The organism is Aeromonas sp. QDB11 (assembly GCF_027705265.1).
In the GTDB taxonomy this organism is placed as follows: Bacteria; Pseudomonadota; Gammaproteobacteria; order Enterobacterales; family Aeromonadaceae; genus Aeromonas; species Aeromonas allosaccharophila.
This window is the reverse complement of the sequence record NZ_JAPDBM010000067.1, coordinates 1-26412: the sequence shown is the minus strand read 5'-3', so window position 1 is coordinate 26412 and position 26412 is coordinate 1. Positions and strand designations below refer to the sequence as shown.

At 56.8% G+C, this 26412-nt stretch carries 16 protein-coding genes and 2 pseudogenes; 11 read left to right on the top strand and 7 right to left on the bottom strand.

Features of this window, described 5'->3' with window-relative positions:
• Positions 1 to 59: 59 nt before the first annotated feature.
• Genes OKC40_RS18430 through brxF form a run of 3 tightly spaced genes read right to left on the bottom strand, consistent with a single transcriptional unit; the run spans position 60 to position 5761 of the window.
• Positions 60 to 1331, bottom strand: a complete 1272-nt coding sequence (locus OKC40_RS18430) for a DNA methyltransferase (RefSeq protein WP_270796481.1) — start codon at positions 1329 to 1331, stop codon at positions 60 to 62.
• Between the two features lie 48 nt (positions 1332 to 1379).
• Positions 1380 to 5105 (bottom strand): DUF6079 family protein, encoded by a 3726-nt coding sequence (locus OKC40_RS18425; RefSeq protein ID WP_180911160.1) that lies wholly within the window; start codon positions 5103 to 5105, stop codon positions 1380 to 1382.
• A 2-nt stretch (positions 5106 to 5107) separates the two neighbouring features.
• Positions 5108 to 5761, bottom strand: coding sequence for a BREX-3 system P-loop-containing protein BrxF (brxF, locus tag OKC40_RS18420; protein WP_270796479.1), 654 nt, complete (start codon positions 5759 to 5761; stop codon positions 5108 to 5110).
• Positions 5762 to 5911: 150 nt separating this feature from the next.
• Between brxF and umuD the strand changes: the two genes are divergently transcribed.
• The 4 genes and pseudogenes from umuD (at position 5912) to OKC40_RS18400 (ending at position 9733) form a co-directional block, all read left to right on the top strand.
• On the top strand, positions 5912 to 6355 hold the full coding sequence (gene umuD, locus OKC40_RS18415) for a translesion error-prone DNA polymerase V autoproteolytic subunit (RefSeq protein WP_024945037.1): 444 nt from the start codon (positions 5912 to 5914) through the stop codon (positions 6353 to 6355).
• Positions 6336 to 6653 (top strand): annotated as a pseudogene (locus OKC40_RS18410) (Y-family DNA polymerase); the annotation flags it as partial. The gene umuD and the pseudogene OKC40_RS18410, both read left to right, overlap by 20 nt.
• Positions 6654 to 6720: 67 nt before the next feature.
• Entirely contained in the window at positions 6721 to 8010 is a 1290-nt protein-coding gene (locus tag OKC40_RS18405) for a site-specific integrase (RefSeq protein WP_025297805.1), read from the top strand.
• Positions 8003 to 9733 carry a site-specific integrase gene (locus OKC40_RS18400; protein ID WP_034066273.1) on the top strand — a complete coding sequence of 577 codons (1731 nt, stop codon included), beginning with the start codon at positions 8003 to 8005 and terminating at the stop codon, positions 9731 to 9733. Before OKC40_RS18405 ends, OKC40_RS18400 begins: the two co-directional genes overlap by 8 nt.
• Before the next feature lie 150 nt (positions 9734 to 9883).
• On the opposite strand, the gene OKC40_RS18395 is transcribed toward OKC40_RS18400, so the two are convergent.
• Positions 9884 to 11088, bottom strand: a protein-coding gene (locus OKC40_RS18395) for an IS3 family transposase (RefSeq protein WP_128274605.1) whose coding sequence is annotated in 2 segments (ribosomal slippage) — positions 9884 to 10770 and positions 10770 to 11088 — 1206 coding nt in all. Because the reading frame shifts where the segments join, the coding sequence is not laid out codon by codon here.
• 117 nt (positions 11089 to 11205) lie between these two features.
• On the opposite strand from OKC40_RS18395, the gene OKC40_RS18390 reads away from it, so the two are divergent.
• Together OKC40_RS18390 and OKC40_RS18385 are read left to right on the top strand one after the other, a co-directional pair.
• Positions 11206 to 13107, top strand: a complete 1902-nt coding sequence (locus OKC40_RS18390; protein ID WP_270796477.1) for a hypothetical protein — start codon at positions 11206 to 11208, stop codon at positions 13105 to 13107.
• Complete coding sequence (locus OKC40_RS18385; protein WP_075116600.1) at positions 13088 to 13552, top strand: hypothetical protein; 465 nt, start codon at positions 13088 to 13090, stop codon at positions 13550 to 13552. Before OKC40_RS18390 ends, OKC40_RS18385 begins: the two co-directional genes overlap by 20 nt.
• A 67-nt stretch (positions 13553 to 13619) precedes the next feature.
• Here OKC40_RS18385 and OKC40_RS18380 read toward each other — a convergent pair whose 3' ends face one another.
• The gene (locus OKC40_RS18380; protein WP_034066276.1) at positions 13620 to 16310 is read right to left on the bottom strand and encodes an AAA family ATPase; all 2691 of its coding nucleotides are present in this window, start codon (positions 16308 to 16310) and stop codon (positions 13620 to 13622) included.
• A 439-nt stretch (positions 16311 to 16749) separates the two neighbouring features.
• Positions 16750 to 17307 carry a TetR/AcrR family transcriptional regulator gene (locus OKC40_RS18375; protein ID WP_143237244.1) on the bottom strand — a complete coding sequence of 186 codons (558 nt, stop codon included), beginning with the start codon at positions 17305 to 17307 and terminating at the stop codon, positions 16750 to 16752.
• Between the two features lie 179 nt (positions 17308 to 17486).
• On the opposite strand from OKC40_RS18375, the gene OKC40_RS18370 reads away from it, so the two are divergent.
• The 4 genes and pseudogenes from OKC40_RS18370 to OKC40_RS18355 form a co-directional block, all read left to right on the top strand.
• Positions 17487 to 18650: a multidrug efflux RND transporter periplasmic adaptor subunit TMexC3 gene (locus tag OKC40_RS18370; RefSeq protein WP_034039546.1), complete on the top strand. Its 1164-nt coding sequence runs from the start codon at positions 17487 to 17489 to the stop codon at positions 18648 to 18650.
• Positions 18651 to 18665: 15 nt separating this feature from the next.
• A complete protein-coding gene (tmexD, locus tag OKC40_RS18365; protein ID WP_088813949.1) occupies positions 18666 to 21800 on the top strand; it encodes a multidrug efflux RND transporter permease subunit TMexD in 3135 nt (1044 codons plus the stop codon).
• Between the two features lie 4 nt (positions 21801 to 21804).
• The gene (locus OKC40_RS18360; protein ID WP_003152694.1) at positions 21805 to 23238 is read left to right on the top strand and encodes a multidrug efflux transporter outer membrane subunit TOprJ1; all 1434 of its coding nucleotides are present in this window, start codon (positions 21805 to 21807) and stop codon (positions 23236 to 23238) included.
• Positions 23239 to 23667: 429 nt separating this feature from the next.
• A pseudogene (locus OKC40_RS18355) lies at positions 23668 to 24627 on the top strand (DinB/UmuC family translesion DNA polymerase); the annotation flags it as partial.
• A gap of 392 nt (positions 24628 to 25019) precedes the next feature.
• Here OKC40_RS18355 and OKC40_RS18345 read toward each other — a convergent pair.
• A complete protein-coding gene (locus OKC40_RS18345) occupies positions 25020 to 25817 on the bottom strand; it encodes a hypothetical protein (protein WP_162628343.1) in 798 nt (265 codons plus the stop codon).
• A 105-nt stretch (positions 25818 to 25922) separates the two neighbouring features.
• On the opposite strand from OKC40_RS18345, the gene OKC40_RS18340 reads away from it, so the two are divergent.
• Positions 25923 to 26321 carry an SEC-C metal-binding domain-containing protein gene (locus tag OKC40_RS18340; protein WP_113738909.1) on the top strand — a complete coding sequence of 133 codons (399 nt, stop codon included), beginning with the start codon at positions 25923 to 25925 and terminating at the stop codon, positions 26319 to 26321.
• Positions 26322 to 26412 lie beyond the last annotated feature (91 nt).

The window sequence follows — 26412 nt, the reverse complement described above, 5'->3', positions numbered from 1 at the left end:
GGGCATGCAGTCGTGGCAAGCCCTCCGATGCCATATCGGCTCTTGAAGCTGGCTGAGGGTCATGGGTAATCAGGTTTCCATATATACCCTAAAACAATACTATTTCTATTGGTATAAAGTTCGTGAACATATTTAAAATTTGAGGTACCCGCTCTCCACTTGTCTCCCCATTTCTGAACATCATCCTCTGAATTCATCATCCGATTGGTAGGGAACCAGTATTCGTTAACCTTGTCTACTAATGAATCAATGAATAAAACATCTTGAGAATCTGGTCTTTTTGTAAATTTTTGTCGGCCATTGCTAGCCGCAATAAAAACTGGTATCTGTTTATTACCAATTCTATTAATATTAAGTTTACGATCAAATTGAGTCGTTATTGCATGGTCAAGTTTTGCTTTTGTAAGATTTGCTCCACAGCACGGACAATCAAACTCAGATTTAATTTTTGCTGCTTCGTAATCAACTGCCTCATCCCAAAAAACTATTTCCTCTGCACAGTTGCTACAAATAAATACATCTGACCATATTACATAATCAATTTTTGCCTTCACCCCAGATGGTGATATTGTTTCATACAGGTATCCTATATCTCGTGAAGCATCCTCTAATAACTTCTCAACGGTTTTTTTGAATAGGCCTGGCTCACACTCTGCCAGTAAATTGTAACCATTTGCGATAGAGGTAGCCGCAGGAGAGAGATCACTAATTACTGCTCTTCGAACGCCCAATTTTGAAAATGGCTTCCAAACATTTTTGCCTTCTTCGTCCATCTCTTCCTGCAAAATGGTACCGTCCGCCCCCACTTGATAACCGAGAGATATAACAACTTCGCGGTCACCACACATTTGAGCAGCAACCCCTGTCATCCCTGTTCCACAGAAGCCATCAAAGACTATATCACCAGGATTGGTGTAGTGGAGGATATAACGCATAATCGCCTTATGCGGCACTTTGGTATGATAGGAGTGGGCATTATAAATAGGGTCATTTTTCCCTTCACTGACATCTGCCGCAAAAGGCTCACGATGATATGCCTCATCACCGGCAGGCTTTTGTGCTTCCCATGCTGCGACAAAATCGCCAATCCAAGGGTTAGGGCAGGCCGTGTAATAGGGTGGATCACTAAGATTTAAAATATCTTCATCACTACCGATGGGAAAGCCTTCGATGTTACGAAATTCGGGATCTTTTAGTTTTTCTGCCAGCAGGGCTAAAAAATAATCACGCCGAGCCTGATCGTTGGCAAAAGTTTTGCCCAAGCAGGTCACAGAGCCTGCCGTCTGATCTTGTTCTGGGCTATCAGTGGAGAATAAGCTGTCTTGTTGCATGGCGTTTCCTATAGCGGGTGCAGTTTATACCGCACCCGCGACTCTTAATTAATCGATGATGATACGGACTTTATTGAGATCCTTGCCCTGACAGAGCTTGGTGAGCAGTTGATTGAAACGATCACTCACTTCTTTGTGGCTGAGAGGTAGTCCTTGTCCGAGCCCTTTCACCAGGTCCGTGGTGCTAATTCGCACCTCTTCTAAACCAGCCAATACTAGATTCACAATCTGTACAAAGCTGAAGTCCAGAGGGTCAGGTAGCTGCCCTTGCTGAATAAAATCACGAATTAACTGTGCCTGTTCGGCTTTGAGCAGATCCAGATTAATAAAGGGGTCATCCAGCAAGCTGCTCAGGTTACTGAGCCAATCACTTTGCAGGCTGTCGAGCCGCAGCTCCAGGCTCTTCAATTGTGCACTGGCTGGCGCCTTGCCGCTCTCTTGGCGAGCATTAAACTCCATGGGGTTGGCATTCATCGCCAGCAGCTTGGGGTCGATAGGCTTGGCGGCTTGCAATTGCGCCGCCTCCTTACGCCACTCAGCCAGTTGTGTGGCCGGGAGCAAGGCGATACCGCTTAAGATCTCCAGCTCAGCCAAGCGTTCGTCATTCAACAGCTTGGCTTTGATCTTCTCTTCGTTGCCGTCGAGACGCGCTCGCATATAAAGCTCAACATAGTGTTTGGCATAGTCGGTTTTCAGCGCCGACAATGTGCTGAGCTGCGCGGCCTTAAAGCTGTCATCACCGCGCTGTGACGGGTTGGCCAAACCTTGGCGTAGGGCATCACGCGCCTGCTTGACTTGCTCTTGCCAAGCGTGAGATTCAGGCAATACCTGCTGCGCCTCTTTGAGATAGGCGCAGAGGGGGGCTAGATCGCCCACTACGGTTTTAAGCTGCACAAAGTTGTGCCATGCCTGCAGCATCTGTTGGTATGTGGCGATGTCGGCGGCAGTCACCTTAAGATTTTTCAGCTTGCCCGGTTTGTCGTAGCGGGCAATAGTTTCCAAAAAGTTCTTCAGCTCGCTCAGCTGGGCGGAGAGCGTCTGCTCCTCGCTCTCTTCCAGTACTGATTGCCCCCACAGCGGCAAGCGATCCTTAACGCTCTGCTGCCCCTTGACCAGCTCGTTAATCAGCGCCTCAGTGCGCTTTAACATTTCCCGCACCACGCCTTCATCGCCTTGCTGAATTGAGGTGGCTAGGCCATCGTTCATCTCAAGCAGGGTGAGTAGGGCTTTTAAGGCGGTGATATTAAAATCCTTGGGTGCCTGGATATGTTTAAAATCTCTCAGCACATCAAAGGGGATGGACTTGAACTTGACCACATCGCTGGCGGTCAAGGTATGGCCGACCACCACCAACTCAAGCTCACCGCTGTAAACCAAACAGGCGATCAGCACCAGAAGCCATTCAGGCTCCAGGCGGAAGCTATCTGGCTTAAAGTAGAGGCGGGAGTTGATAGCCTCCAGCAATTCGGTCTGATTGACCACTTGCCCTTGCTGCTTGCTTTGCAAGACAGCCAAAACGGCTTGGGCATAGCGCGATTGCAGCGGAGCGATTTTATCGCCATCAAGTAATTCCAATGCATCGAGCACGGCATTGGCGCGCTTGGTGGCCGCACCACCGGAGACGACACTTAACGCATCCTTGGCTGCGCTTTCGATATTCTCGTAGGTGATCCATTGGCTAAAGCTGGGATACTCGGGTGCCAATGCTTCAAAATGATTGGCCAAAATATGGCTGGCAACGGCTTCGAAGATATCTTTCAGACTGCCGATCTGGCTATCACCAAGTCCGGAGATGTTGCGCACCGAGGTGCCTTTTAGCCAGTCCATCATCGGCTTGTTTTGCCCGTTATATTGGGCAATGTAAGCCTCTTTGAAGTGGCTCTTTAGCCAAGTCTGCATCTCTCTGAGATAGCCTTCAGCCTTGAGTTTATACACATTCTTGGCATTGCCCGTGGCCGAAGCATGTAAGTCGATAGCTGCTGCGTAGTAGTTCAAGCAACGATCAAACTCGGCGTCGGCGTTTTGCAGGACAAACAGCACTTCATCGCTACGGATAAACTCTTTTTTCAGCTTGGGCGGGTTGTAGGGCTGAATAAAGTACATGTAATAGTCGAGCGGCGGTTTGGCTGTCTCTCGCTCATTAGGAGAGCCGAGGAACATCCAGCCGGGGCGGTTGACGTTACGCTCCAACCATTTGAGCTCGTGCCGCCACATCTGAATATTCGGTTGCTGGGTATCAGTTTCCTCCAGGATCTGCAGCATGGCTTCACGATAAGCACCATTACGGCTGTCATCGGTCAGCAAGGGCACCTTGTTTTCGATATATGCATCAAAATCTTCGGTCTTTTTCAAATCCAAAAAAAACTGATCATTGGCCTTGTTCTTCGAGAAGAACTGGCCGTTGACGGTTTTGCGGATCTTGGTCAATACCGCAACGATCTGGGTTTCCAAATTTTTGCTCTTTTCCCCTGGCAACTTTTCGATGCCGGGTAGATAGAGGCAAAGGGAATCACGCAGTTCGGCGGCTGTAGCCCCCATCTCGTTATAGACATCACCCACGGACAAACGATGGATGGCCAATCCGGCGACTAAGCGCTTGGCAAAATCGATCTCTGTCGCGGTGGGATAGGCTTGATCGATTCGCGTAAACAGGGTCTCACCGACCTCAATAACCTGACCGATCTCTGGGTTGGTTTTGGCGCTAGGGTCGCCTCTGAGCTCATCCCAGTAAGTGTCGTAAGAAAACACTCCCGGCTTATCGACAGGTACAACCTGTTCCATCAAGGCTTGCATCTGGCGCGAGAGGCTACGCAGTACCTGGCGTTGCTCAATACCCGCGCCCCGCACACGCTCGAAGGTGTTGATGTAGTCAGGGTGCACTGGGAACATGCGCACAAACTCGTCGAGGCGTTCGTTCATGCGATCAAAGCAGGGGGTGAATTGCTGCAGATATTCGCGGATCCAATGCAATTGCTGGGCATCTTTTTTGAGCAGACGTTCAGCGACGACATATTTGATATCGTCACGGGTGATCAGCACCTGTTCGGCCCGATCACGGATACGTTTGACTTCTTGAGTGGCGAATGCAAGTTGCGTGCTATCGAAGATAGCTTCTTGCACACCACAGATGAAACGGAAACGGGTACCATCGATAACTTCACCCATCACACGCATCATGGCCATATCCAACGGCAGTTGCTGCTGATTACGAGAGCGCAGGTAATCGAGGATCTCGTCACAAATCAGCAGCAAACCTTGGTCGGGATAACGCTCGTGAAACAGCGCCATCATCTCTTCAAAGTAGGGTTTATGATTGGATGAGATCTCATCCATAGCCGGAAATTGGTAGTCAATACCCATCTCAGCCAGGCCTGATGTCAAGTTGTCGGTGACAATATCGGCAAAGGCTTTTTTGCTCGCTCCGACTTCAAAGCGGATAACTTTGAACTTGCCAGCAATCTTGTTCGCGGCTGCACGCACCTTGTCGTTAGTGATGAATTGGGCCAATTCTGGAAACTCGGCGACGGCCGAGATCACCGACATCAAATGTGATTTACCGGAACCGTAGTTACCTACCACCCAGAGAGATTTGTTATCAACGGATTCGTCAAACTGAAGCTGAGGAATGATGATGTCCGCCAGCTTTTGCGACATTTTGTCCGAGATGACATATGAGGCCACCAACTGCTGAGCCTTTGACTGTTCTGCCGACTCTTTGAGTTTGATGATGGTGGTGACGGGCTCGAACTGAATGAGCTCCCCGTACTTTTTCATTTTTATCCCCTTTGCTCGGTAACGTGAATGATGGGCACGTTGGCCAAATCATTCGCAGAGTAAGATTGATAGTCGTCCCGTCCGGGGACGGAAAAGGTTAGAAATCGTTCTGTAATCTGACCAGGCCAGATGGCCACGATAGGTTTGAGGCGAGCTAAATCCTGGAGCTGACGCAGTGGGTCTAGTTCCAACGTTGGCTCAAACAAAACTTGGATCCTGTCTAGCCATACAACATCAGACGCTATGCCATTCAGCATTTGAGCAATGATGTCTGAAACATGGCGAGACCGGTCATTGCATGATAGCGGTAACAGCCGCTCACATAACTGTTCTGAAAGCTCAAAACATGTCAGCCCTTCTGTTTCACGAGCAGACCTGATGATTTGTGTAGGTGAGTTGATGACTAGCACCAAGGCGCTAGATTGGACACTCATTCTCAACAGGGCCTTGTTGGCTTCCGCTTGCAGCTCGTATGCCGAGGATACGCTTGTTACATGGATTGGTTGCCCGAGCATCGCTCTCTGCTTAATGACATAAATAAATTGGCATATTCTAGCGATTTCAACTTGGTCTGTCTCATCAGAAACCGTGAGATAGCGTGTCTTTATGAATAGCCCCGGCTCTCCAACTGACTGGGGATCCACATAACCACCCAACTGGAATCAAGGCTGAGACACAGATTGTGACTCATACTGACCTCTTTGTTATCTATTAGCGCCATGGTACGCCATCAGTGGCATGCGGGACTTGCACTGGTTCAAAGGTGGTGCGCTATAATGGCTGTATATAAATACAGGTGTTTTGCCATGAAGCTGTTAACCCCAGACCCATCACCCGCCGAGGTGACCATCCCGCTGTTCTTGCACCGCGCCTCTTGCGGCTTTCCCAGCCCAGCCAGCGACTATCTGGAAGGGAAGTTGGACCTCAACACCCACTGCGTGCCGCACCCTGCAGCAACCTTCTATCTGCGTGCCGAGGGGGAGAGCATGACCGGGGTCGGCATCTTTCCCGGTGACTTGCTGGTGGTCGATAAGAGCCTGACCCCGCGCCATGGTGATGTGGTGATTGCACTACTCGATGGCGGCTTCACGGTAAAGACCTTGCAGCTCAAGCCGAGGTTGCGGTTGTTGCCAGCCAATCCGGCGTTCGCGCCTATCGACCCTTGTATGAGCCTCTCCCTGGAGCTGTTCGGAGTGGTCACCCATGTGATTGGCAATCTGAGGCAGCGTGATGGCTATAGCGCTCGTTGATGTAAACAACTTCTACGCCAGCTGTGAGCGGCTGTTTCGCCCTGAGCTGCGTGGCCGCCCGATCGTGGTGCTCTCCAACAACGATGGATGCGTGGTGTCACGCAGCCCCGAGGCCAAGGCGATGGGTATCAAGATGGCCGGGCCCTACTTCAAGATCCGCGAGCAGTTCGAGGCGCATGGCGGTGTGGCATTCAGCTCCAACTACGCGCTCTATGGCGATATGTCTGGCAGGGTGATGAGCACGTTGGAGACCATGGCCCCCGAGCTGGAGGTCTACTCCATCGATAAGAGTAAGTTGTATAGTGCGGACGCCTAAGCTATTGAGTTCTATCTATGGACATTGTTAAGCGTCCCAGGGGCGTTGAATGGCGACGCTAGAGCGCATTCATTTCGTGCCCCATTACCTCGTGCGCAGAGAGAACGCCGTCGCATACTCCCCCAGTAGCAGCCGGCCATCCATTGAGGGCTTGCCCCAAATCTTTTGGGCAGACTATGCACCTTGGAGGGAGGCAAACCTGTGGGCAGTGGAGCGAGCAACGACTGGTGACGCTTCTCTTAAGACCGTTGCCAGTAACATGAATGGCCTTCTCAATTACGCTAAATTTCTTGAATCTCGTGATTTGCAGTGGTTCGAGTTTCCCGCTCGCAAAGCTGACCGCTGCCTGGTGCTATACCGAGGGGCGTTGATCAAGATGCGCGATGCCGGCCAGATCAGCCCATCCACGGCGTCTGAGTACATGCGCAATTGCATCATGTTCTATCGGTGGGTAAGGCATAGGGAGCTTCTTTCTCCACACGTCCAGCTGTGGCGGGAAAAGCCCTACGTCGTTAAATACTTCGACCGGGTGGGGTTCGAGCGAACGATCAGCGGAACCACCACCGACCTCAGCATCCCGAACCGTAAGCGCCCAGGCCAAACGCTTGAAGATGGGCTGTTGCCAGTCTCGGAGACCGATCGCGATGCAATTCTGGATTTCGCCGCAGAGAACGCCACGCCCGAGCTCTACCTCATGTTGGCCCTTGGATTTTTTACCGGGATGCGGCTCGGCAGCATCTGTGATCTCAAGATTCAGTCTCTGGAGCGCGCCGCCCCCGACCCTTCCGCTGAAGGGCTTCTACGCCTTGCAGTTGGTCCAGGCGCAGCTCCGCCAGTGCACACGAAATTCGGTGTGACTGGCCAGGTCTGGATACCCGAAGCGTTGCGTGATGAATTGCTGGAATATGCCAAAGGCTGGCGGAGGATGGAACGAGAGGCGAAAGCCTCGCCCGAGAATCGTGACTTGCTGTTCTTGACCCGCTTTGGTAACGCCTATGGCAGGCGCGGCACCGATCAGTCATCTGCTGTGAATGTTGAGATGTCCGAGTTTCGAAAACGGGGCGTCAAAGCAGAACTACAGGTGCTCCGTAAATTCCGCTTCCATCAGTCGCGCTGCACCTTCGGTACCGAATTGGCACGTCTGGCGCTATCGGCTTGTGCCGATGTCGCTATTGTAATTGCGACGGTCAGCGACGCGTTGCTCCACGGGCCTAACTCTGAAGCCACCACCTTCAAATACATCCGATTCGTACAGGCACTGCCGATCAAACAAGCCCTCTCAAATAGCTTCATGGCGGCATTTAGCGGGATCGGCGCTGGGGCGCGGTACGATGGATAGTTCCGAATTCGACCTCACTTTCCCGATGCTTGAGTATGGGGCCACTGAAACGCCCTGGGACCTCCGGCCACTGCTGTTTCGCGGAGGTGCAGCAGCAAAGGTGAAGCATGTGGGCCGCCAGATCGCGCAGAGCGAACTCGGCAGTCCCTTGCCGGAACGTTTCGAGCTGGTGACGCGGCTGCATGAGCACATGACTGACGACCTTGCTGGTGGCGGAAGTCGCTTCTCGGTGCAGAACAAGATCAGTGCATTACGTCGATTCTTTGCCTGGATCGATTCAGAAAACGTGAATCTCAGTCTCGAGACGGCGGCCGACACGTTCATTCGTTGGACCGATCACTTGCTCCAGCGTCATCGAGTCGAACGTAATTTCAGCGAAGGGTCCCTGTACGATCTCACCAGGCTCACGGCGACGATGCTGGACCGAGCATTGGACCGCCAAGCAAGCCTGAGCAAGAGCACACGTATTCGCAAGCCGCGCGGCAAAGGCAAGGTACATACGAGCAAAGCGGACAAGCAGAGTCTGCAAAACACCTTCGCATTCGGACACCTTCTAGCTGACGTATGCGAGGCATTGACCTGGAGGGGGACAATGGCCCCCCTCCCAGTGTGTATTTCGTTACGCACCGGCCAAGTGCTGGAACTATGGTCGGGATTGCAGAGCCCCGAGAAAGTAGCGGCCCGCCGTACCAGGCCGCAAAACCAAGCGCAAATCGAAGCATCCCTGGCGGCGCGTGCCGCCCACGATGCAGATCGGACACTGCGGACCCGTTTCCCCATCGTCAATTTACGGATCGAGAGTGAATTGCTGATGTTCATCGCCCAGACCGGTATGAACCTCCAGCAAGCACATACCCTGCGGGTTGAGCAGTTTCATTACACCAGCCACTTAGACGGCTACCAGGTACGTACCTACAAAAAACGACGGGAAGGAGAAGTGCTATTCGAGATTTTTGCCAGTTATCGAGAGTGGTTCGAGCGCTATCTCGAATGGCGTTCCGAATGGTTTCCCAATGAGCCGGATGGTTTGCTCTTTCCGCTTATACGTAGCGGGGGACGAATCCTAGAAGAGGCGACGCAGTTCACGAACGTTACGCGCATCTGCCGCGAGCTTGGCATACCGATAGTGAGACCGCGAAAACTGCGCGGGACGCGCATCAACTGGTTGCTTCGGGAGTCCCAGAATCCCCAACAGGTTGCGGAGTTGGCCCAGCATACGGTGCAAACGCTGATACGCGTATATGCCGACCCCCATCCGCAGATCGCTATGGTGGAAATTACGCGCTTCCATCAGCAAACCGATCCGTCCCTTTCACCTCCTGCTCCTGGTAGATGTGTATCGGCCACACCTGAACCAGTGGGCACGATGCCGAAGAATGGTCCGCGACCCGACTGCATCAATGCTGCCGGTTGCCTGTTCTGTACCCAGCACCGGGATATCGAAAGTGAGGATCATGTGTGGTCTCTCGGTAGCTTGCGCCACCTCAAATCGCTTGAACTGGCACGCTACCGCCCACCCAGTTCGGGTAAGCACCTGACGACAGAGCATCCGGCCCTGCTAGTGATCGATCGGCTGACGGCCAAACTGCGCTTCTTCGAAGAAAGTAGCGAGGTCCGCAGGCTTTGGGTCGAAGAAGCCAGAGCGCGCATAAGTGAAGGTGACTACCACCCGGCCTGGGATGGCTTCATCCAATTGGCAGAACTGCGACAAAGATCAGCATGACGAAAAATATTCTTTCCGAACTTGGCCTCGGCATCGACTCGCCCCTAGCGATTCCTGATGCGCCGAACTACCGTCCGCCGTGCTGGCCACCGCAGCGTGATTGGCCGGTCATCTGGATTTGACCCCATAGATCCAGACACTTTTTCCCGCTTAGGGTTGTGATACCCGACTGCGCAGAAATTCCCGGGGTGAACGGTATCCCAAGGCGCTGTGCGGGTGGTGCTCGTTATAATGCTCAAACGCGATGGCCAAATTGCCTACCGCTGTTCGGCTATCTGGTTTCGGCATCATCTCGATATAGTCTCGCTTCATCGTCTTCACGAAGCTCTCCGCTATACCGTTACTCTGTGGGCTTCTCACCGCAGTAGTTCTGGGCTCCAACCCGATTTCTCGTGCAAACGCGCGGGTCTCATGGGCTCGATACGCCGAGCCATTATCAGTCAGCCACTCCACCGGTGATGCCGGCAACGAATCCCCAAAGCGACGTTCGACAGACCTCAGCATGACATCTTGCACCGTGTCACTGTCGTAACCCCCGGTACTGGCAGCCCAATCCAAGGTTTCCCTGTCACAGCAGTCCATGGCGAACGTGACTCGTAGTTTTTCACCGTTATCACAGCGAAACTCGAAGCCATCTGAGCACCAACGTCGATTGCTCTCTTTGACGGCAACACGCCCCTTATGTGCCCGCGGGGTCAATGGTGTAGCCGGTTTTCTTTCCAGCAGCAGTCCATGATCGCGCATGACGCGATATACCCGTTTGGCGTTTACCACAGGCTGTCGTGTTGCCTCTGACTGACGCCGTAACAGCGCCCAGACTCGGCGATAGCCATAGGAGGGAAGCTCAGCCATCGCCTCCATGATCCGGCCAAGTAAGGCAGCATCATCATGCTGGCGATGATGACGACCATCTTGCCAACCTGGTTTTCGATGAACACGAACGGATAGCTGCGCACGCGATACATTAAGAGCCTGGCTCACAGCACTTAATCGTCGTCCCCCGGCAACAAGGGCGCATGCGCAATCCATTTTTTTGCTCGACCATACTCCACGGCTTCTTTGAGGATCTCGTTCTCCATGGTCTTCTTCCCGAGCAGACGCTGGAGCTCTCGGATCTGCTTGATGGCAGCAGCCAACTCTGAGGCAGGAACAACATCCTCACCGGCGGTGATCGCCGTGAGAGAGCCTTCCTGGAATTGCTTACGCCATTTGAAAAGCTGGTTGGCGTTGACGTCGTGCAAGCGAGCGACATGAGAGACGGTCATTCCGGGCTCAAAGGTCTGCTGCACGATGGAGATCTTTTCCTGCGGAGTCCGGCGTCGACGGCGCTCAGCCCCTGTTAACACTTCGACCATCTTCTCGTTGCGACTAGTACTGAACATAGTTCCAAGACTACCTCTTAAGTTAAGAGGGGCGAAGTGTCTGGATCTTCAAGGGGCCAATCTATCATCATAGATGCCGCTGGCCAGGTGGTGAGCCGTTGGGGCGATGCCATTTGGCGGCTCGACGCGTGGGCGGGAAAACGGCTCACTCTCAATTTCGGCGATGGCCCAGCTAAGAAATATGTCGCCGCGATCGATCCTGCGAACGCCGATTTATTGCGGACCGTAATCGGCTGGTGGCTATACGGCCCCAATGGAGCCCGTGGATACCGAGGCCTGAAAACGCGCTTCGACCAGATGCGTCGGCTGTTCGTCTTGTGCACTCAAGAAGGCATTCTCGCATCCGAACTGAGTCATTTTCCGCGCGTTGCCGACCTTCTCCCGGAGGTGCTCCAGGCTTCCCGGTACGGTGAGTTTTTGGCATTGCTGCACGAACTGTACGAGCGGCGGGATGCGCTGGGGTTCACCTTGTTGGATCGCGCAGGGTTGGCACGCCTCGCAGCGGCCATGCCCGACCACCAGAAGCTCCAGACCCCCTATATCCCGCCCCGCATTTGGCACTATCAAATCACACGCTTGCGTGAATGCCTGGATGACTTTTTGGCGCATCGAGGCCAAGTCGAGGAGTGCTTCCGCTTCTGTCTGGCTGCCTATCGGCACAACTCTGCCAGTCTCCAAGGACAACGCAGGCCACAATCGTTCTATCCGTTTCAGTGGCCGTCGGATGGATCAAACGGAAAGTGGACTGGGCGGCAGTACTACGGCCCATTCATCGACACAGCGCATCGGTTTGGCATGGTGGAACTATTTCGTCGCTGGCTGGGAGTGAGCGACGACGAAATTCGCATTCAAACTCTGAGTCGCTACCTCAACCTCGTGAGCCGATCTGGACTGTGCTATCTGCTGAATTTCAGCCTCATGCGAGTCGAAGAGGCTTGGAACCTGCGCGCCGATTGCTTGCACATAGAACGTGATCCGCAGTTTGGCGACATCCATGTATTGCGCGGACGAACGACCAAGACGATGTCGGATTCTGAGGCACTTTGGGTGACGTCCCCGTCAGCTCAGGTGGCAGTTGAAGCCATGCGTGTGGTCGCAGACCTCCGCGCAGAATGCGATTCTCCCCCCGGCGAGGCCTCGGTGCCGGATGATCCGGCCAAGCGCTATCTGCTTGATTATTGCCTTGAACCGTGGGGAACGAAGTTCACCAAGATCAACCGCACGATTCGGCCATCGATTCCGAGCTATGCCCATGTGCTTCAGTGGTTCGACAAGCTGTTCGACCCTGAGCAATTGCGCATTACGCCGGAAGATTTCGCATTGGCTCGGTTGGTGACGCCGACGCTGACCGACGAGTTTGCGGTCGGCAAAATCTGGCCATTGGCCTGGCATCAACTCCGACGAACCGGCGCAGTGAATATGCAGGCATCCGGGCTGGTCAGCGACGCTTCATTGCAGTTTCAGCTAAAGCACGTCGCCAGAGCGATGAGTCTCTACTACGGGCAAAACCATTCCAGGGTACGGCTGGAAGAGAAGGCCCACACCTACTACGTCCGCACCATGTACGAAACTTTGGGTAGACAGCTGCAACAGCTGACGAGCAACCGATTCGTCAGCCCCCACGGCGAGAAGCGAAAATCTGAGATTGTCCGCCTGATCTCAGCCTCTGATGCTAAGAAAGCGATCAATCTGGCTAAGAAGGGGACAGTCACTCATCGACCGATTTTGCTGGGCATCTGCACGAGCCGTACCCCCTGTCCCTATGGGGGCATCGACAATATCGCTCGCTGCGGAGGGGGCGATTCCCCCGGAGAAACCAAACCATGTGCGGACGTTCTCTATGACCCCGAGCAACTCGACGAAGTCGAAGTGTTGGAGGCAGTATTGGATGAGCGCCTGGCCGCTGCCGAGGTAGATAGTCCGCTAAGGTCTTCGTTGGAAGCCCAGAAACGTAGTGTGGAGAATTATCGCCATGTCATCCGGCAAACCTGAATCCGCTGACCCGGCTAAGCGAATGGGTGCCGGCGAGCAGTATCGCGCAGCGTTCGAGCGGCTGAAGAGCAACAAGCCCGAACGACTGCCGAAGGGGACGCCCGTAAGTCAGAACAACGTTGCCAAGGAAGCCGGCAGCGACCCCTCTGCACTGAAAAAAGCTCGTTTCCCCCTACTGATCGCTGAGATCCAAAAGTACGTGGAAGGACACGCTGAGCAACGTCCGCCATCAGTGCGCCAAGTCAGCTTATTAGCCCGCAGAAAAAATCGTGGACTTCGAGAACGGATCGAGGAAATCACGCAGCAGCGTGACCACCTAGCCAGCCTACTCGGTGAGGCCGACGCCACCATTCTTGAGCTGTACGACCGTATTGCGGACTTGGAGCGCCAACTGCCGGCCTCCAATGTGCTTCCTCTTAATCCGCGAGGCCACAAAAAACTTTGAAACGGAGAGCTCGCAATATTCGAAAGAAACACAGCCATGCCCGACCAGCCCGGCATGAAACGTCGGGCTAGCCGCCGAAGAGCTTCTTGCGTTGCGCGGTTCGCTCCCGGCGTAGATTCTCGTAGGCAGTTCGGCGTTTAGTCGCGTTTTTGATTAATTCCAGGACCTGGGCGATATCGCCGAGCAACTCCTCGCGCGCGGGAAGCGGTAGTTGGCGCTCGCCTGGGGTGTCGTGGGCCTCGGTAGCTTCGCAGGCCCGCGCATACACTGCCAGCAACTGCTCCCACTCCTCTGCGGGGTGGCCAATGACAGCACCAAATGCTTCTACGCTCACCACATCACTGAACGGCTGGACGGTATTGTTCAAAAAAACCTCGCGGATGGCGCGCTCGACAGTGCCTCGGAGGCTTGAGTATCCCGATGCAATTTGCCGCTCAAGCTCATCATCCGGGTCGCTGCCGACCGGAACGTTCAGCGCTTTCGCACGACTTTCGAGATCGGCCAGGCGGGCCTTGGTGTCCATCGTCGCCCACGTCAGCCCCTCGCTCACTAGTCCCGGCGACTCGTCCCAACCGATGGTCTTGTAGCTGGCCGAGCGATCAGCACGCTGAAGCGCCATCGCGAGCTCGGTCAGGAACACCGCATCATGGGTGAACACCAGCACTTGGCGGGTCTCAGCCAGCGCTACCAAACGCCGAGCTATGGCCCGACGATATACGTGATCCAGCGACGTAGACGGATCGTCGAAAATAACGGTCGAAGTATGTGGCAGGGATTCGAGCTCGGCGAGGAACATAGCCATCCCCAACGCGCGCTGCTCGCCCTCTGACAGCACCTTGGAGGCTTTCGCCGTGATTTCCTGCAGGCGCAGTGTGACCTTGGTCACCCCCAGCTCTGTGCGCCCGCTCAGGTCGGGTTGCACCCGTCGCTTATAGCCCAGGGCTTTCAACTCAGCATTCATGGAAGCGGCCAGAGCCTCGGTCACATGCGTCGCCGCCAGGGACGTCAGTTTGCGTGACACGGCCGCTGGGTTGAGGGCGGCATGGCAGCGGCTCAATGTGGCATGGGCCTGACTGTCCTGAACAAAGCGCTCCACCGCGCCAAGCTGGTTGGCGAGGCGTTGTCGGGCTTCTAGCTCTGCCAGTTCTTGGGTCAGCGCCAAGCGTACAGCGGGATCGGCAGAGGTCCGCAGGGTATTGGCGTCGACTCGGAGCGAAGCAGCTTTGGCGGCGAAGAGACTATCGAGGTTTGCTTCGATAGGAAGCGGTTCTGACTCGGGGGACCAGTTTCCAGTTTGCAGGGCTTGGCTAACCCAAGTATGCCGGGCGGTCCAGACCGATGCCGCTGCGGTGATGGCAGCGTGTAGGTCGGGCAGTCGCTCCTCCACGTCAGCCCGTGTTGGCACATCCAGAACGTTTAGATCGACAGCCTGCACCTTCCCTAGAGCGTTCATGCGCGCAAGCGTGGCGGCTTGCGCATCCGCCGTGGCGCTGTCGGCGACAAATGCCGCGAAACGCCGCATGCGCTCCGAGGCATCCGTTGAATAAGGTTGCTGGCAGAGTACGCAGTAAGCGTCCGGTTCCAGGTGCGGGAAGGGATGTTCAGGGTATGCCGTCTGCTGAGAGAAAGCCTCAGCGGCTCGGTACATCGTTTGCCAGAGTTCAGCTCCTGTGCCTTCCAGCAGCGTGGCGGTGGGTGAGGACGTTACCGGCAACTCCATGGCGTTCAGTGTGTCTCGATCCTGAAGACGCGCTTGCGCCAGTTGCATGGCGAGATGCGCGGTTTTTTCCGTTGTAATCAGTTCCTTTGCCCGTGCTATGGCACGATCATTCACCCAGCGCTGGACTTCCTCGGCTCGACGCTGCGCCTGGTCCAAGCGTGTCGCCAAACGTTCCAAGGCCAGCGCCTGCGGCACAGGATCGCTTTCCAGTAATGTCCGCTTCAGAAACTCCAGTCGCCGGAGTTCATCGTCACCGACCGTCCCTAATCGAGCAAGCACGGCGCGGTCCGAGTCCCCACCTAATTTGGCGATGTAGCGGCCGACTTCGGTGTCACCCTTCAGCGGTTCGAATTGCCGGGTATCCAGAGCCAAGGCATTGCGTTCAGTCCCAATCCGTGCCTGTAAATCACGCTGAAGTAGGACCAGGCGCGTCAGATGAGTGAGTCCGTAGGGCTGAAATGCAGGGGTCCCTTCCGCGTCGATGTAGTCATTGGCACAGGCCGCGTCGTAGACCGAGACCGAACTCAAATGCAAATGGGCCGGCCCGTTCTGGACCCAACGTGCGGTTTCCGGAGTGCCATCCACCAAAATGGCGAAATCTGCTGATGGCGGTCTAGCTGGGGTTGCCGCCCCAAAAGCGTCGGGCAGGACCTCCACCCGATGCCGAGCGTTGCAGGCATTCTTGAAGACGCGGGCGTAGCCGGATTTGCCGGCGCCGTTATGACCAAAGAAAATGGTCATGCCCTCCGGTGCGAGGTCAAAGGCACGACCGGACGGGAAGCCGTTTACCTGGTCTAGCCCCGAGACACCCACCAACCGCACGGTTGCGCCACTTCCGGCGCCTGGTACGTCGTCCAGCGTGAATGGCCGTGCTCCCCCCGTGGTTGCGTCTTCCCGTTCTTGCTCGCGAACCATTCGCAGAATGGTCTCGATGTCATCTTGGGTTAGTTCGGCCCGGGCAAATATCCGGCGCAGTGCTTCCTGCTGCCAGGGTCTGAGTCCGCCGGCCCACCCAATAATCTCGTCCAACAATGGCATATCCGTCTCCTTTCCAGATCCGCCGATTAAAGGCCGCGCCCAGTTGGATGGCAAGTGGCCAGCGCCTTCGAGGTGCTTCGCCGTGTTCCGTTTGCCTGCCTTCCTGACCGCCACCCTAGTGGCTTGTCCGGTCGTGACGCTACACGGGCAGAATTTCTGCATGCTGGCCAGTATCAAGCCGCTCTAAAGTCCGCTACCGGAAAGCGCTGTTTAGCGGTGAGAGACGGGGAAAGTGCGGAAGCTACTACCGACGCAAGCGATGTGGTGAGTAGTCCTCAGGTATGTGCGAAATTGCACTCCTCTTGACCACCAATTTGGGTTGGCGTTGACCACGGATTGCGTTCAACTTGACCAGGGCGTGTCACTGTCACGACCGTCAGAGAACGGCCAAAAACGGACACCGCCAACCCGTTGGAAAAAAACTGAGCGTTGCTTTCCGTTAAGTTTGGTAGTTGCAAGCCCCGTTCAGGAAGAATTGCTCGATCAACGCCGCCATACCTGCGCGTGCGATACGGCCGCGGCGCTCGGCGTCTACCAGGCCGAAGATCAAGGAGGAGAAGATTTCGGTAAGCGCCGGGGCACCGATATCGATACGGAATACGCCCAGTTTTTGCCCGCGTAGAAAGAACTCGTCCAGCGTTTCTGAGTAAGGCAGCCATCGGCAGCCGCCTGCATCTAAATCAAACGTGTCCGGGCGCCACTGAAATGAGAGGAAAACCAACAACTCCCTGTGAGTCAAATGGCCTTCGATCAGGCGATGCAATGCGTCCAAGGGCGCCGACTCAAGATCGGCATCGGCAATGACCCGATAAATAACCACCGAACCATGATCCAGAAGCATCTCGATCAGGTTGTCGCGGGCGCCGCAAAACCTGTTTAGCGTCGCCTTGCTGACTCCCGCTGCCTGGGCTATTTCTTTGAACGTGGCTCGCGGGTGGTCAACGATGGCGATCGCCAGGGCCTTCAGCAATTTCTCATCGGCAGCAGTTAAATCCATCGGTCACTCTTTATCTATCGCAGGCAGATGCGGGTATTTTGCCTAGAACACTCATTTTTCTCAAAGAGGATACTAGCTTTGTTCACATCAAAATAAAATGAGTCAATATTGACTCATTTGATTTTGATGTGCATCATGCGCGGCTTCGACTACGTACTGGCTTCGTGCTTGGGTGAGATATGAACAAATTTCGCGAGTGGATCACTTTTTCCGTGATCTCCTGTTTGGTCGCCGTGACCCTGGTTGGCTGCGACAAGCCCGAAGAGCAAGGGGAGGAGGCGCCGGCGCGTGAAGTCGATGTGCTCAGCGTGCAGACCGAGCCCTTCACCGTGGTTGCCGAGCTACCAGGACGCATCGAGCCGGTGCGTGTCGCCGAGGTGCGCGCGCGGGTGGCGGGGATCGTGCTCAAGCGCACCTTTGAGGAAGGGGCCGACGTGAAGGCCGGCGACGTGCTGTTCCAGATCGACCCTGCGCCGTTCAAAGCGGCCCTGTCGCGGGCGCAGGGTGAACTGGCCCGCGCCGAGGCGCAGTTGTTCCAGGCCCAGGCGATGGTTCGCCGATACGAGCCGCTGGTGAAGATCAACGCCGTCAGCCAGCAGGATTTCGACAACGCCAAGGCCGCTCTGCAGAGTGCCCAGGCCGACAAGCGATCGGCCCAGGCCAATGTCGAAACCGCCCGCCTGGACCTGGGCTATGCCGAGGTTCGCGCACCCATTGCCGGACGCATCGGCCGAGCCCAGGTCACCGAAGGGGCGCTGGTAGGCCAGGGTGAGGCGACTCTGCTAGCGCGTATCCAGCAACTTGATCCGGTGTACGCCGACTTCACCCAGCCGGCTGCCGACGCCCTGCGCCTGCGCGCGGCCATCGCCGAGGGCAAGGTTGCCGGCGCTAGCGACCAGCCGTTGTCGCTGCGCGTCGATGGTACCGATATCGAGAGCAAGGGCACGCTGCTGTTCACTGATATCTCGGTGGATCGCAGCACCGGGCAAATCGCCCTGCGAGGGCAGTTCGACAACCCCGAGGGCGTGTTGCTGCCGGGTATGTACGTGCGTGTGCGCACGCCGCAGGGGCTCAACCAGAACGCCATCCTGGTGCCGCAACGTGCCGTGCAGCGTTCGGCTGACGGCCAGGCCAGCGTGATGCTGCTGGGCGAGGGCGATACCGTCGAGGTGCGCCAGGTCACTACTGGCGCCATGCAAGGCTCGCGCTGGCAGATCAGCGAGGGCCTGCAGGCCGGCGACAAGGTGATCACCAGCTCGCTGGCGGCTATCCGTCCGGGCGCCAAGGTCATCCCACGCGAGCAAGGCGCCGCCGAAAAAGCTCCACAGTCCCAGGCCCAGTAAGCCGGAGAACCATTCATGCCCCTGTTTTTCATCCGACGCCCCAATTTTGCCTGGGTAGTCGCCCTGTTCATCTCGCTAGGTGGCCTGCTGGTCATTCCGTTCCTGCCGGTGGCACAGTACCCCAACGTGGCGCCGCCGCAGATTACCGTGACCGCCACCTATCCCGGCGCCTCGGCGCAGGAGCTGACCGACTCGGTGACCAGCGTCATCGAGGAAGAACTCAACGGCGCCAAGAACCTGCTGTACTTCGAGTCCACCAGCAACGCCAACGGCATAGCCGAGATCACCGTCACCTTCCAGCCGGGGACCGACCCCGAACTGGCCCAGGTCGACGTGCAGAACCGTCTGAAGAAGGCCGAGGCGCGCATGCCGCAGGCCGTGCTGACCCTCGGCATCCAGACCGAGCAGGCCACCGCCGGCTTCCTGCTGATCTATGCGCTGAGCTACACCGATGGCGACAAGGACTCCGATGTCACGGCGCTGGCCGACTACGCGGCGCGCAGTATCAACAACGAAATCCGCCGGGTACCCGGTGTCGGCAAACTGCAGTTCTTCGCCTCCGAGGCGGCCATGCGCGTGTGGATCGATCCGCAGAAGCTGGTTGGCTACGGCCTGTCCATTGATGACGTGAACAACGCCATCCGCGCGCAGAACGTGCAGGTGCCGGCCGGTGCCTTCGGCAGCACGCCGGGTTCCAGCGAGCAGGAGCTGACGGCGACCCTGGCGGTCAAGGGCACCCTGGACAACCCGCAGGAATTCGCCGCCATCGTGCTGCGTGCCAACCAGGACGGCTCGCGCCTGACCCTGGGCGACGTGGCACGCATCGAGGTCGGCAGCCAGGACTACAACTTCGGCTCGCGCCAGGACGGCAAGCCCGCCGTTGCCGCCGCCGTGCAGCTGTCGCCCGGTGCCAACGCGATCCAGACCGCCGAGGCGGTCAAGCAGCGTCTGACCGAGCTGTCGGCCAACTTCCCGGACAACGTCGAGTTCTCCGTGCCGTACGACACCTCGCGCTTCGTCGACGTGGCCATCGACAAGGTCATCATGACCCTCATCGAGGCCATGGTGCTGGTGTTCCTGGTGATGTTCCTGTTCCTGCAGAACGTGCGCTACACCCTGATCCCGTCCATCGTCGTGCCGGTGTGTCTGCTTGGTACCCTGACCTTCATGTACCTGCTGGGCTTCTCGGTGAACATGATGACCATGTTCGGCATGGTGCTGGCCATCGGCATCTTGGTGGACGACGCCATCGTGGTGGTGGAGAACGTCGAGCGGATCATGGCCGAGGAAGGCCTGGCGCCGGTGCCGGCGACCATCAAGGCGATGGGGCAGGTGTCCGGGGCGATCATCGGTATCACCCTGGTTCTGTCGGCGGTGTTCCTGCCGCTGGCCTTCATGGCGGGTTCGGTGGGGGTGATCTACCAGCAGTTCTCGCTGTCGCTGGCGGTGTCGATTCTGTTCTCGGGCTTTCTCGCGCTGACCTTCACCCCGGCGCTGTGCGCCACGCTGCTCAAGCCGATTCCTGTAGGCCATCACGAGAAGACTGGCTTCTTCGGCTGGTTCAACCGCAAGTTCACCAGCCTGACCAGCCGCTACACGAAGCTCAACGACAAGCTGGTGCCGCGAGCCGGGAGGGTGATGTTCATCTACCTGGGCGTGGTGGTGCTGATGGGCTTTCTCTACATGCGCCTGCCGGAATCCTTCGTGCCGGTGGAAGACCAGGGTTACATGATCGTCGACATCCAGCTGCCGCCCGGCGCCACCCGTGAGCGTACCTCGGCCGCTGGTGGAGAGCTGGAGTCATTTCTGATGGCCCGCGAGGCCGTGCAGACGACCTTCCTGGTGCTTGGCTTCAGCTTCTCCGGCATGGGCGAGAACGCGGCCATTGCCTTCCCGCTGCTCAAGGACTGGTCTGAGCGTGATTCTTCGCAGTCGCCGGAAGCCGAGTCGGTTGCGGTCAACGAGCACTTCGCCAACCTCGATGACGGCGCAATCATGTCGGTACCACCACCGCCGATTGAAGGCCTTGGTAACTCCGGTGGCTTCGCCCTGCGCCTGCAGGACCGCGCCGGTCTCGGCCGCGATGCCCTGTTGGCAGCGCGCGATGAAGTGCTGGGCAAGGTCAACGGCAATCCGAAGTTCCTCTACGCCATGATGGAAGGTCTGGCCGAGGCGCCGCAGCTGCGCCTGGTGATCGACCGTGAGCAGGCCCGCACGCTGGGTGTCAGCTTCGAAGCGATCAGCAGCGCGCTGTCCACTGCGTTCGGCTCGTCGGTGATCAACGACTTCGCCAACGCCGGCCGCCAGCAGCGCGTGGTGGTACAGGCCGAACAGGCCGAGCGCATGACGCCGGAAAGCGTCCTGCGCCTGCATGTGCCCAACGACAGCGGCAGCCTGGTACCGCTGAGTGCTTTCGTCACCACGAGCTGGGAGGAAGGCCCGGTGCAGGTCGCGCGTTACAACGGTTACCCGTCGATCCGCATTGCCGGTGACGCCGCGCCCGGCGTGAGCACTGGCGAGGCGATGCTCGAACTGGAGCGCATCGCTGCCGAGCTGCCCGAAGGTATCGGCTACGAGTGGACCGGGCTTTCGTATCAGGAGCGGGTCGCCAGCGGCCAGGCGACGATGCTGTTCGCGCTGGCCATCACCGTGGTGTTCCTGCTGCTGGTGGCGCTCTACGAGAGCTGGGCGATCCCGCTGACGGTGATGCTGATCGTGCCGGTCGGCGCACTCGGCGCGGTACTGGCGGTGACTGCCATCGGCCTGCCCAACGACGTGTACTTCAAGGTCGGCCTGATCACCGTGATCGGCCTGGCGGCGAAGAACGCCATTCTCATCGTCGAGTTCGCCAAGGACCTGTGGGAAGACGGCTACTCGCTGCGCGATGCCGCTGTCGAAGCCGCGCGCCTGCGTTTCCGCCCGATCATCATGACCTCCATGGCGTTCATGCTCGGCGTGGTGCCGCTGGCCATCGCCACTGGCGCCGGCGCTGCGAGCCAGCGCGCACTGGGCACCGGGGTGCTGGGCGGGATGCTCAGCGCGACCATGCTCGGGGTGATCTTCGTGCCGATCTTCTTCGTCTGGGTGCTGTCGCTGCTGCGCACCAAACCTCAGCAAACCGACAACCATCCCCTGCATAAAGCGGAGTAATGCGATGACCTCTCACTTCATGCTCCGTCGCGCTCTGCTGCCCCTGGCCATCGCCGCCCTGGCGGGGTGTTCGCTGGCCCCGACCTACGAGCGCCCGCAGGCACCGGTCGCGTCGCACTGGCAAGCCGCCGACGCGGAGGGCGCCCGTGCCCAGGCGCTGGACTGGCAGACCTTCATCGTCGATGCCGACTTGCGCCGCGCGGTGGATACGGCGCTGAGCAACAACCGCAGCCTGCGCCAGGCGCTGCTGGATATCGAAGCTGCGCGTGCCCAGTACCGCATCCAGCGTGCTGATCGCCTGCCTTCGATCAACGCCAATGCCAGCGGCAACCGCCAGCGCCTGCCTGCCGATCTGTCGCAGACCGGGCGCTCGGAAGTGACCAGCAACTATCAGGTCGGCCTCGGCCTCGCGGAGTACGAAGTCGACCTGTTCGGCCGCGTGCGCAACCTCTCCGAGGCCGCGCTGGAGACCTACCTGGCGACCGAGGAGGCGACCCGTGCCACGCAGATCAGCCTGGTTGCCGAGGTCATCCAGGCCTACCTGACCCGCGATGGTGCGCTACGCCGCATGGCCCTGGTCGAACAAACCCTGGACAGCCGCATGGCCTCGCTGGAGCTGGTCAGCCAGCGCCGTGCAGCGGGGGCCGCCACCGCCCTGGATTACCAGGAAGCGGTCGGCCTTGCCGAACAGGCTAGGGCCGAGCGCGAGAGCACCGAACGCCAGTTACGCCAGGCGGACAACGCCCTGGTCCTGTTGCTCGGCACGCCAGATGCCGCTCGCCTGCTGCCCGCGACGCCCCGCGACGACCTGATGGTGCTGCAGGACATCGCCCCCGGCACCAGCTCGGAACTGATCGAACGGCGCCCGGACATTCTCGCCAGCGAGCACCGCCTCAAGGCGCGCAATGCCGATATCGGTGCAGCTCGCGCCGCGTTCTTTCCCCGGATCAGCCTGACCGGTTCGGTGGGCAGCTCCAGTGCCGAGTTGTCCGGATTGTTCGATGGCGGCTCGCGGGCCTGGAGCTTTGCCCCGACGCTGTCGCTGCCGATCTTCGCCGGTGGCCGCAACCGCGCCAACCTGGACCTCGCCGAAGTGCGCCAGGACGCGGCGGTGGCCGACTACGAAGGCACCATCCAGACCGCCTTCCGCGAAGTGGCCGATGCCCTGGCCGCCACCGACACCCTGCGCCGCGAGGAGGCTGCCCGCCAGGCTCTGGCCGGTTCCAGCGAGGCTGCGATGGCCCTGGCTAAGGCGCGTTACGAGGGCGGCGTGGACGACTACCTGCGTTATCTTGACGCCCAGCGCAGCACCTTTAGCAACCAGACCACACTAATTCAAATCAGCACGGAACGGCAGATTGCGCTGGTTGACCTGTTCAGGTCTCTGGGCGGTGGCTGGGGCCAAACTGAACCGATGGCCGGGATCGGCGCTGAGTGAGCAAAGCCAGGAGTCCTGCATCCGAAGACCGGACTCTGGCTCCATCACCGGTGAGCTACTGGTCATCGACGGGGCAATCGTCTGATCGAGAATAAGACTGTCTGACGACTGGCAGGCCTATGGATTATTGGTGGCAGCAGCTAACGGCTCTATAAAGAGCTGCAAAAAATCACTGTAACGCATGATTGACTGACTGCTTCTGGCCGGTTTCTGCCTGTTGCGTCTCTGCTGCCCACTGGCCAAGTCGGATGCACGCGGTGGTCAGTACCAATGCAATTGACTGGTCAAATGGGTGCAATTGCGCAGGTATGGACTTCAAGCCCCAATTTCCTGGAAAAGAGGTTCTTTCTATGGACATCCGACATCAGAGATTGAGTAGCGGAATGTCTGAGCTGAAGTCATGTCCATGGCTGTTCTTCTTTCCTTTACATCGATGAAGCATTCCTGTCACTGTCGGAGTCGTTTGCCGGGGACCTGACAGCCTATGGACAACAGATCCGGCAGCGAGTGTGGCAATGGACCGGCCTAACGGTAGGGGTTGGGATCGGCCCCACCAAGACCCTTGCTAAGCTGGCCAACTATGCAGCCAAGAAATGGCCTGCCACTGGCGGCGTCGTGGACTTGCGTGACGAGCTGCGCCGCGCTCGGCTGATGGCTATCACCCCGGTGGATGAGGTGTGGGGCATAGGACGGCGCTTGGGAGCCAAGTTGGCGGCGCAAGGCATCAACACCGTGGCTGACCTGGTGGCTAGCGATGCCAAAGGGTTACGCGCCCAATACGGCGTGGTGGTCGAGCGGATCGTACAGGAGCTGCGTGGCCTGCCTTGCGCAGAGCTGACAGTTGAACCGGCGGCGAAGCAGCAGATCCTCTCAAGTCGTTCCTTTGGGGAGCGCGTGACTGACCGTGGGGAAATGGCCCAAGCGTTGTCAGGCTTTATGGCTCGCGCAGCCGAGAAGCTGCGGGCCGAGGGGATGTGTTGCCAGCGGGTGCACCTGTTCGTGCGAACCAGCCCCTTTGACGAACGAGCGCCTTACTACAGTGAGCAGGCTGGCGTTCGGCTAGTTTGCCCTAGCGATGACACTCGGTTGTTGCTGCAGCAAGTGAACGTGCTACTACCGCAGATTTGGCGCGACGGTTACCGTTATCAGAAGGGGGGCGTCATGCTGAGTGAGTTCACCCCCAAGGGGCAGCAACAGGCAGATCTGTTTGCCCCGTCCTATGCTCAATCGGATGCGCTGATGGCTGTGATGGACCAGATCAAAGCCAAGGGATTAGGGCGCATAGGCTTTGCCAGCCAAGGCACGAAGTCAGCCGAGTGGATGATGCGACAAGAACACCTGAGCCCCTGTTACACCACTCGCTGGGAGGACCTGCCGGTGGCGAGGTAGCGACCTCCTGGAGGTTCGTCTGATAGGCAAATTTGGACGGGGAATTTTTTTCCAAACGAGGACCTGATACAATAGAGAGTGCCGACTTTCGCAAAAGGCAGTTACCTTTTGAGAAAGGTAAGAATTAAAATTTCCTATACTGTCAACTAAGGAAAGTGCGAACAAGTATCCCACGAACAAAAAATGAAAATTTTAGTCATTTAATATCAATGGGTTACCAGTAAATGCTCTCGTGCCATATGACTTATTCGCACCTTCCCTAGTCTGACGGCGCTTACTGCTGAATTCACTGTCGGCGAAGGTAAGTTGATGACTCATGATGAACCCTGTTCCATGGCTCCAGATGACAAACATGATCTCATGTCAGGGACTTGTTCGCACCTTCCCTAACGCTATACAGTCCAATCAACTAAGTGTTCAGCCTTCAAAATAACATTTTTCACTGTAGGCATAAGGATCATTTCTCCAGCAACAATAGTGAAACTAAATCGGTACTCTTTTTCTGCTGAGAAAGAGGGGGGCTTCACAAAAGCCATATCCGAGATTTTGCGCATAAAGTGTTCTATCGTGAAGTCGCTGGTATCAGAAATATGAATCTCACGACTCAAGTAAGACACTGGTTCATGTCGGCAGTAAATTGACAGATTTTCTAATGATACGTTTGGATCAACGATGTGATTACCTGAGTGGCGTCCGGAGGTAATCCGATCACGGAGTAATATTGAAAGCTCAAGTCCAAGGCTGTGAGCTTTTGATGCCGTCATATACCAACAGTCATCGTAGTTTGGAAATAATCCAACAGCATCACGCTTTTTTCTAACGCGTGATACACAAAAAATGAATCCGTTAAGAGCTTCTCGATGAATGCTTGCGCGTGTGTCTCGTACCCTGAGTATTTGCCCAGTATTTTCAACAATGTGAAGATGTTCTATCGCTGCGCTCATGCTCCCTAGGATTCGTGGATGGTTCTCATCGCCCCCTACGCTGATTGCCCCCTGAAGTATGAAATTGAACCACTTTGGTTCAATATCAACTGTTCCATCAAAATTTAGTACAAAAGAGTGTTTACCTTCGCCATCATCGACGATTTGAGCACTTTCTATATCTCTATACTCATACAACGTGCCCAATTTTATTGTTTTTCCAATTTTCAAGTTGTCCTTTGCGTAGCAATTTTTTGCGAGAAGCATCCCCATCACTCCATTCTTGACCGGGGCAAGCATCCCCCAAATCGTATTTTCGATGACTTTTTAATATCACAAGCTCAACTTCTATTCACCCAAAAACTCTGTCATATGACCTATGCGCCTGAAGACTATTTCCCGGTGGCGCCGGAATTTGAGCGACACGGGGAATGGGTCCCGCTGATCCACGACTGGTGTGGTGGTTACCTGGGAGGTCTTGAGCTGGCCCCGTGGCCCGCGCTACCTGCTCCTGAAGCTGCCGCACTGGCGATGATATCTGAACCCCTGGAGAAGATGCCTACATCGCTCGAAGCGCTCAGCAATGAACACCTGCAAGAACAAGCCACCAAGGCCCGCTTTGCCGCTCGTATCCTGCATGCCCACTTTCTGGCGCAACGCAGCGAGCGCCCGGCACGTTCTCAACCAGTGGAGGCACCCATCAAGATTGGCCGTAACGAGCCGTGCCCCTGTGGCAGCGGCAAGAAGTACAAGCAGTGCTGTTTGCACTGACCAACAAAATAGATCCTGATTACCCATGACCCTCAGCCAGCTTCAAGAGCCGATATGGCATCGGAGGGCTTGCCACGACTGCATGCCCCAA

Excerpts from the sequence above, each read along its gene's own strand:
- OKC40_RS18385 (WP_075116600.1), top strand. The coding sequence starts at position 13,088 with ATGTCATCCGGCAAACCTGAATCCGCTGACCCGGCTAAGCGAATGGGT.
- OKC40_RS18430 (WP_270796481.1), bottom strand. The coding sequence starts at position 1,331 with ATGCAACAAGACAGCTTATTCTCCACTGATAGCCCAGAACAAGATCAG.
- tmexD (WP_088813949.1), top strand. The coding sequence starts at position 18,666 with ATGCCCCTGTTTTTCATCCGACGCCCCAATTTTGCCTGGGTAGTCGCC.
- OKC40_RS18380 (WP_034066276.1), bottom strand. The coding sequence starts at position 16,310 with ATGCCATTGTTGGACGAGATTATTGGGTGGGCCGGCGGACTCAGACCC.
- OKC40_RS18340 (WP_113738909.1), top strand. The coding sequence starts at position 25,923 with ATGACCTATGCGCCTGAAGACTATTTCCCGGTGGCGCCGGAATTTGAG.
- OKC40_RS18345 (WP_162628343.1), bottom strand. The coding sequence starts at position 25,817 with ATGCTTCTCGCAAAAAATTGCTACGCAAAGGACAACTTGAAAATTGGA.
- OKC40_RS18425 (WP_180911160.1), bottom strand. The coding sequence starts at position 5,105 with ATGAAAAAGTACGGGGAGCTCATTCAGTTCGAGCCCGTCACCACCATC.
- umuD (WP_024945037.1), top strand. The coding sequence starts at position 5,912 with ATGAAGCTGTTAACCCCAGACCCATCACCCGCCGAGGTGACCATCCCG.
- OKC40_RS18360 (WP_003152694.1), top strand. The coding sequence starts at position 21,805 with ATGACCTCTCACTTCATGCTCCGTCGCGCTCTGCTGCCCCTGGCCATC.
- OKC40_RS18375 (WP_143237244.1), bottom strand. The coding sequence starts at position 17,307 with ATGGATTTAACTGCTGCCGATGAGAAATTGCTGAAGGCCCTGGCGATC.
- OKC40_RS18400 (WP_034066273.1), top strand. The coding sequence starts at position 8,003 with ATGGATAGTTCCGAATTCGACCTCACTTTCCCGATGCTTGAGTATGGG.
- OKC40_RS18405 (WP_025297805.1), top strand. The coding sequence starts at position 6,721 with ATGGCGACGCTAGAGCGCATTCATTTCGTGCCCCATTACCTCGTGCGC.
- OKC40_RS18370 (WP_034039546.1), top strand. The coding sequence starts at position 17,487 with ATGAACAAATTTCGCGAGTGGATCACTTTTTCCGTGATCTCCTGTTTG.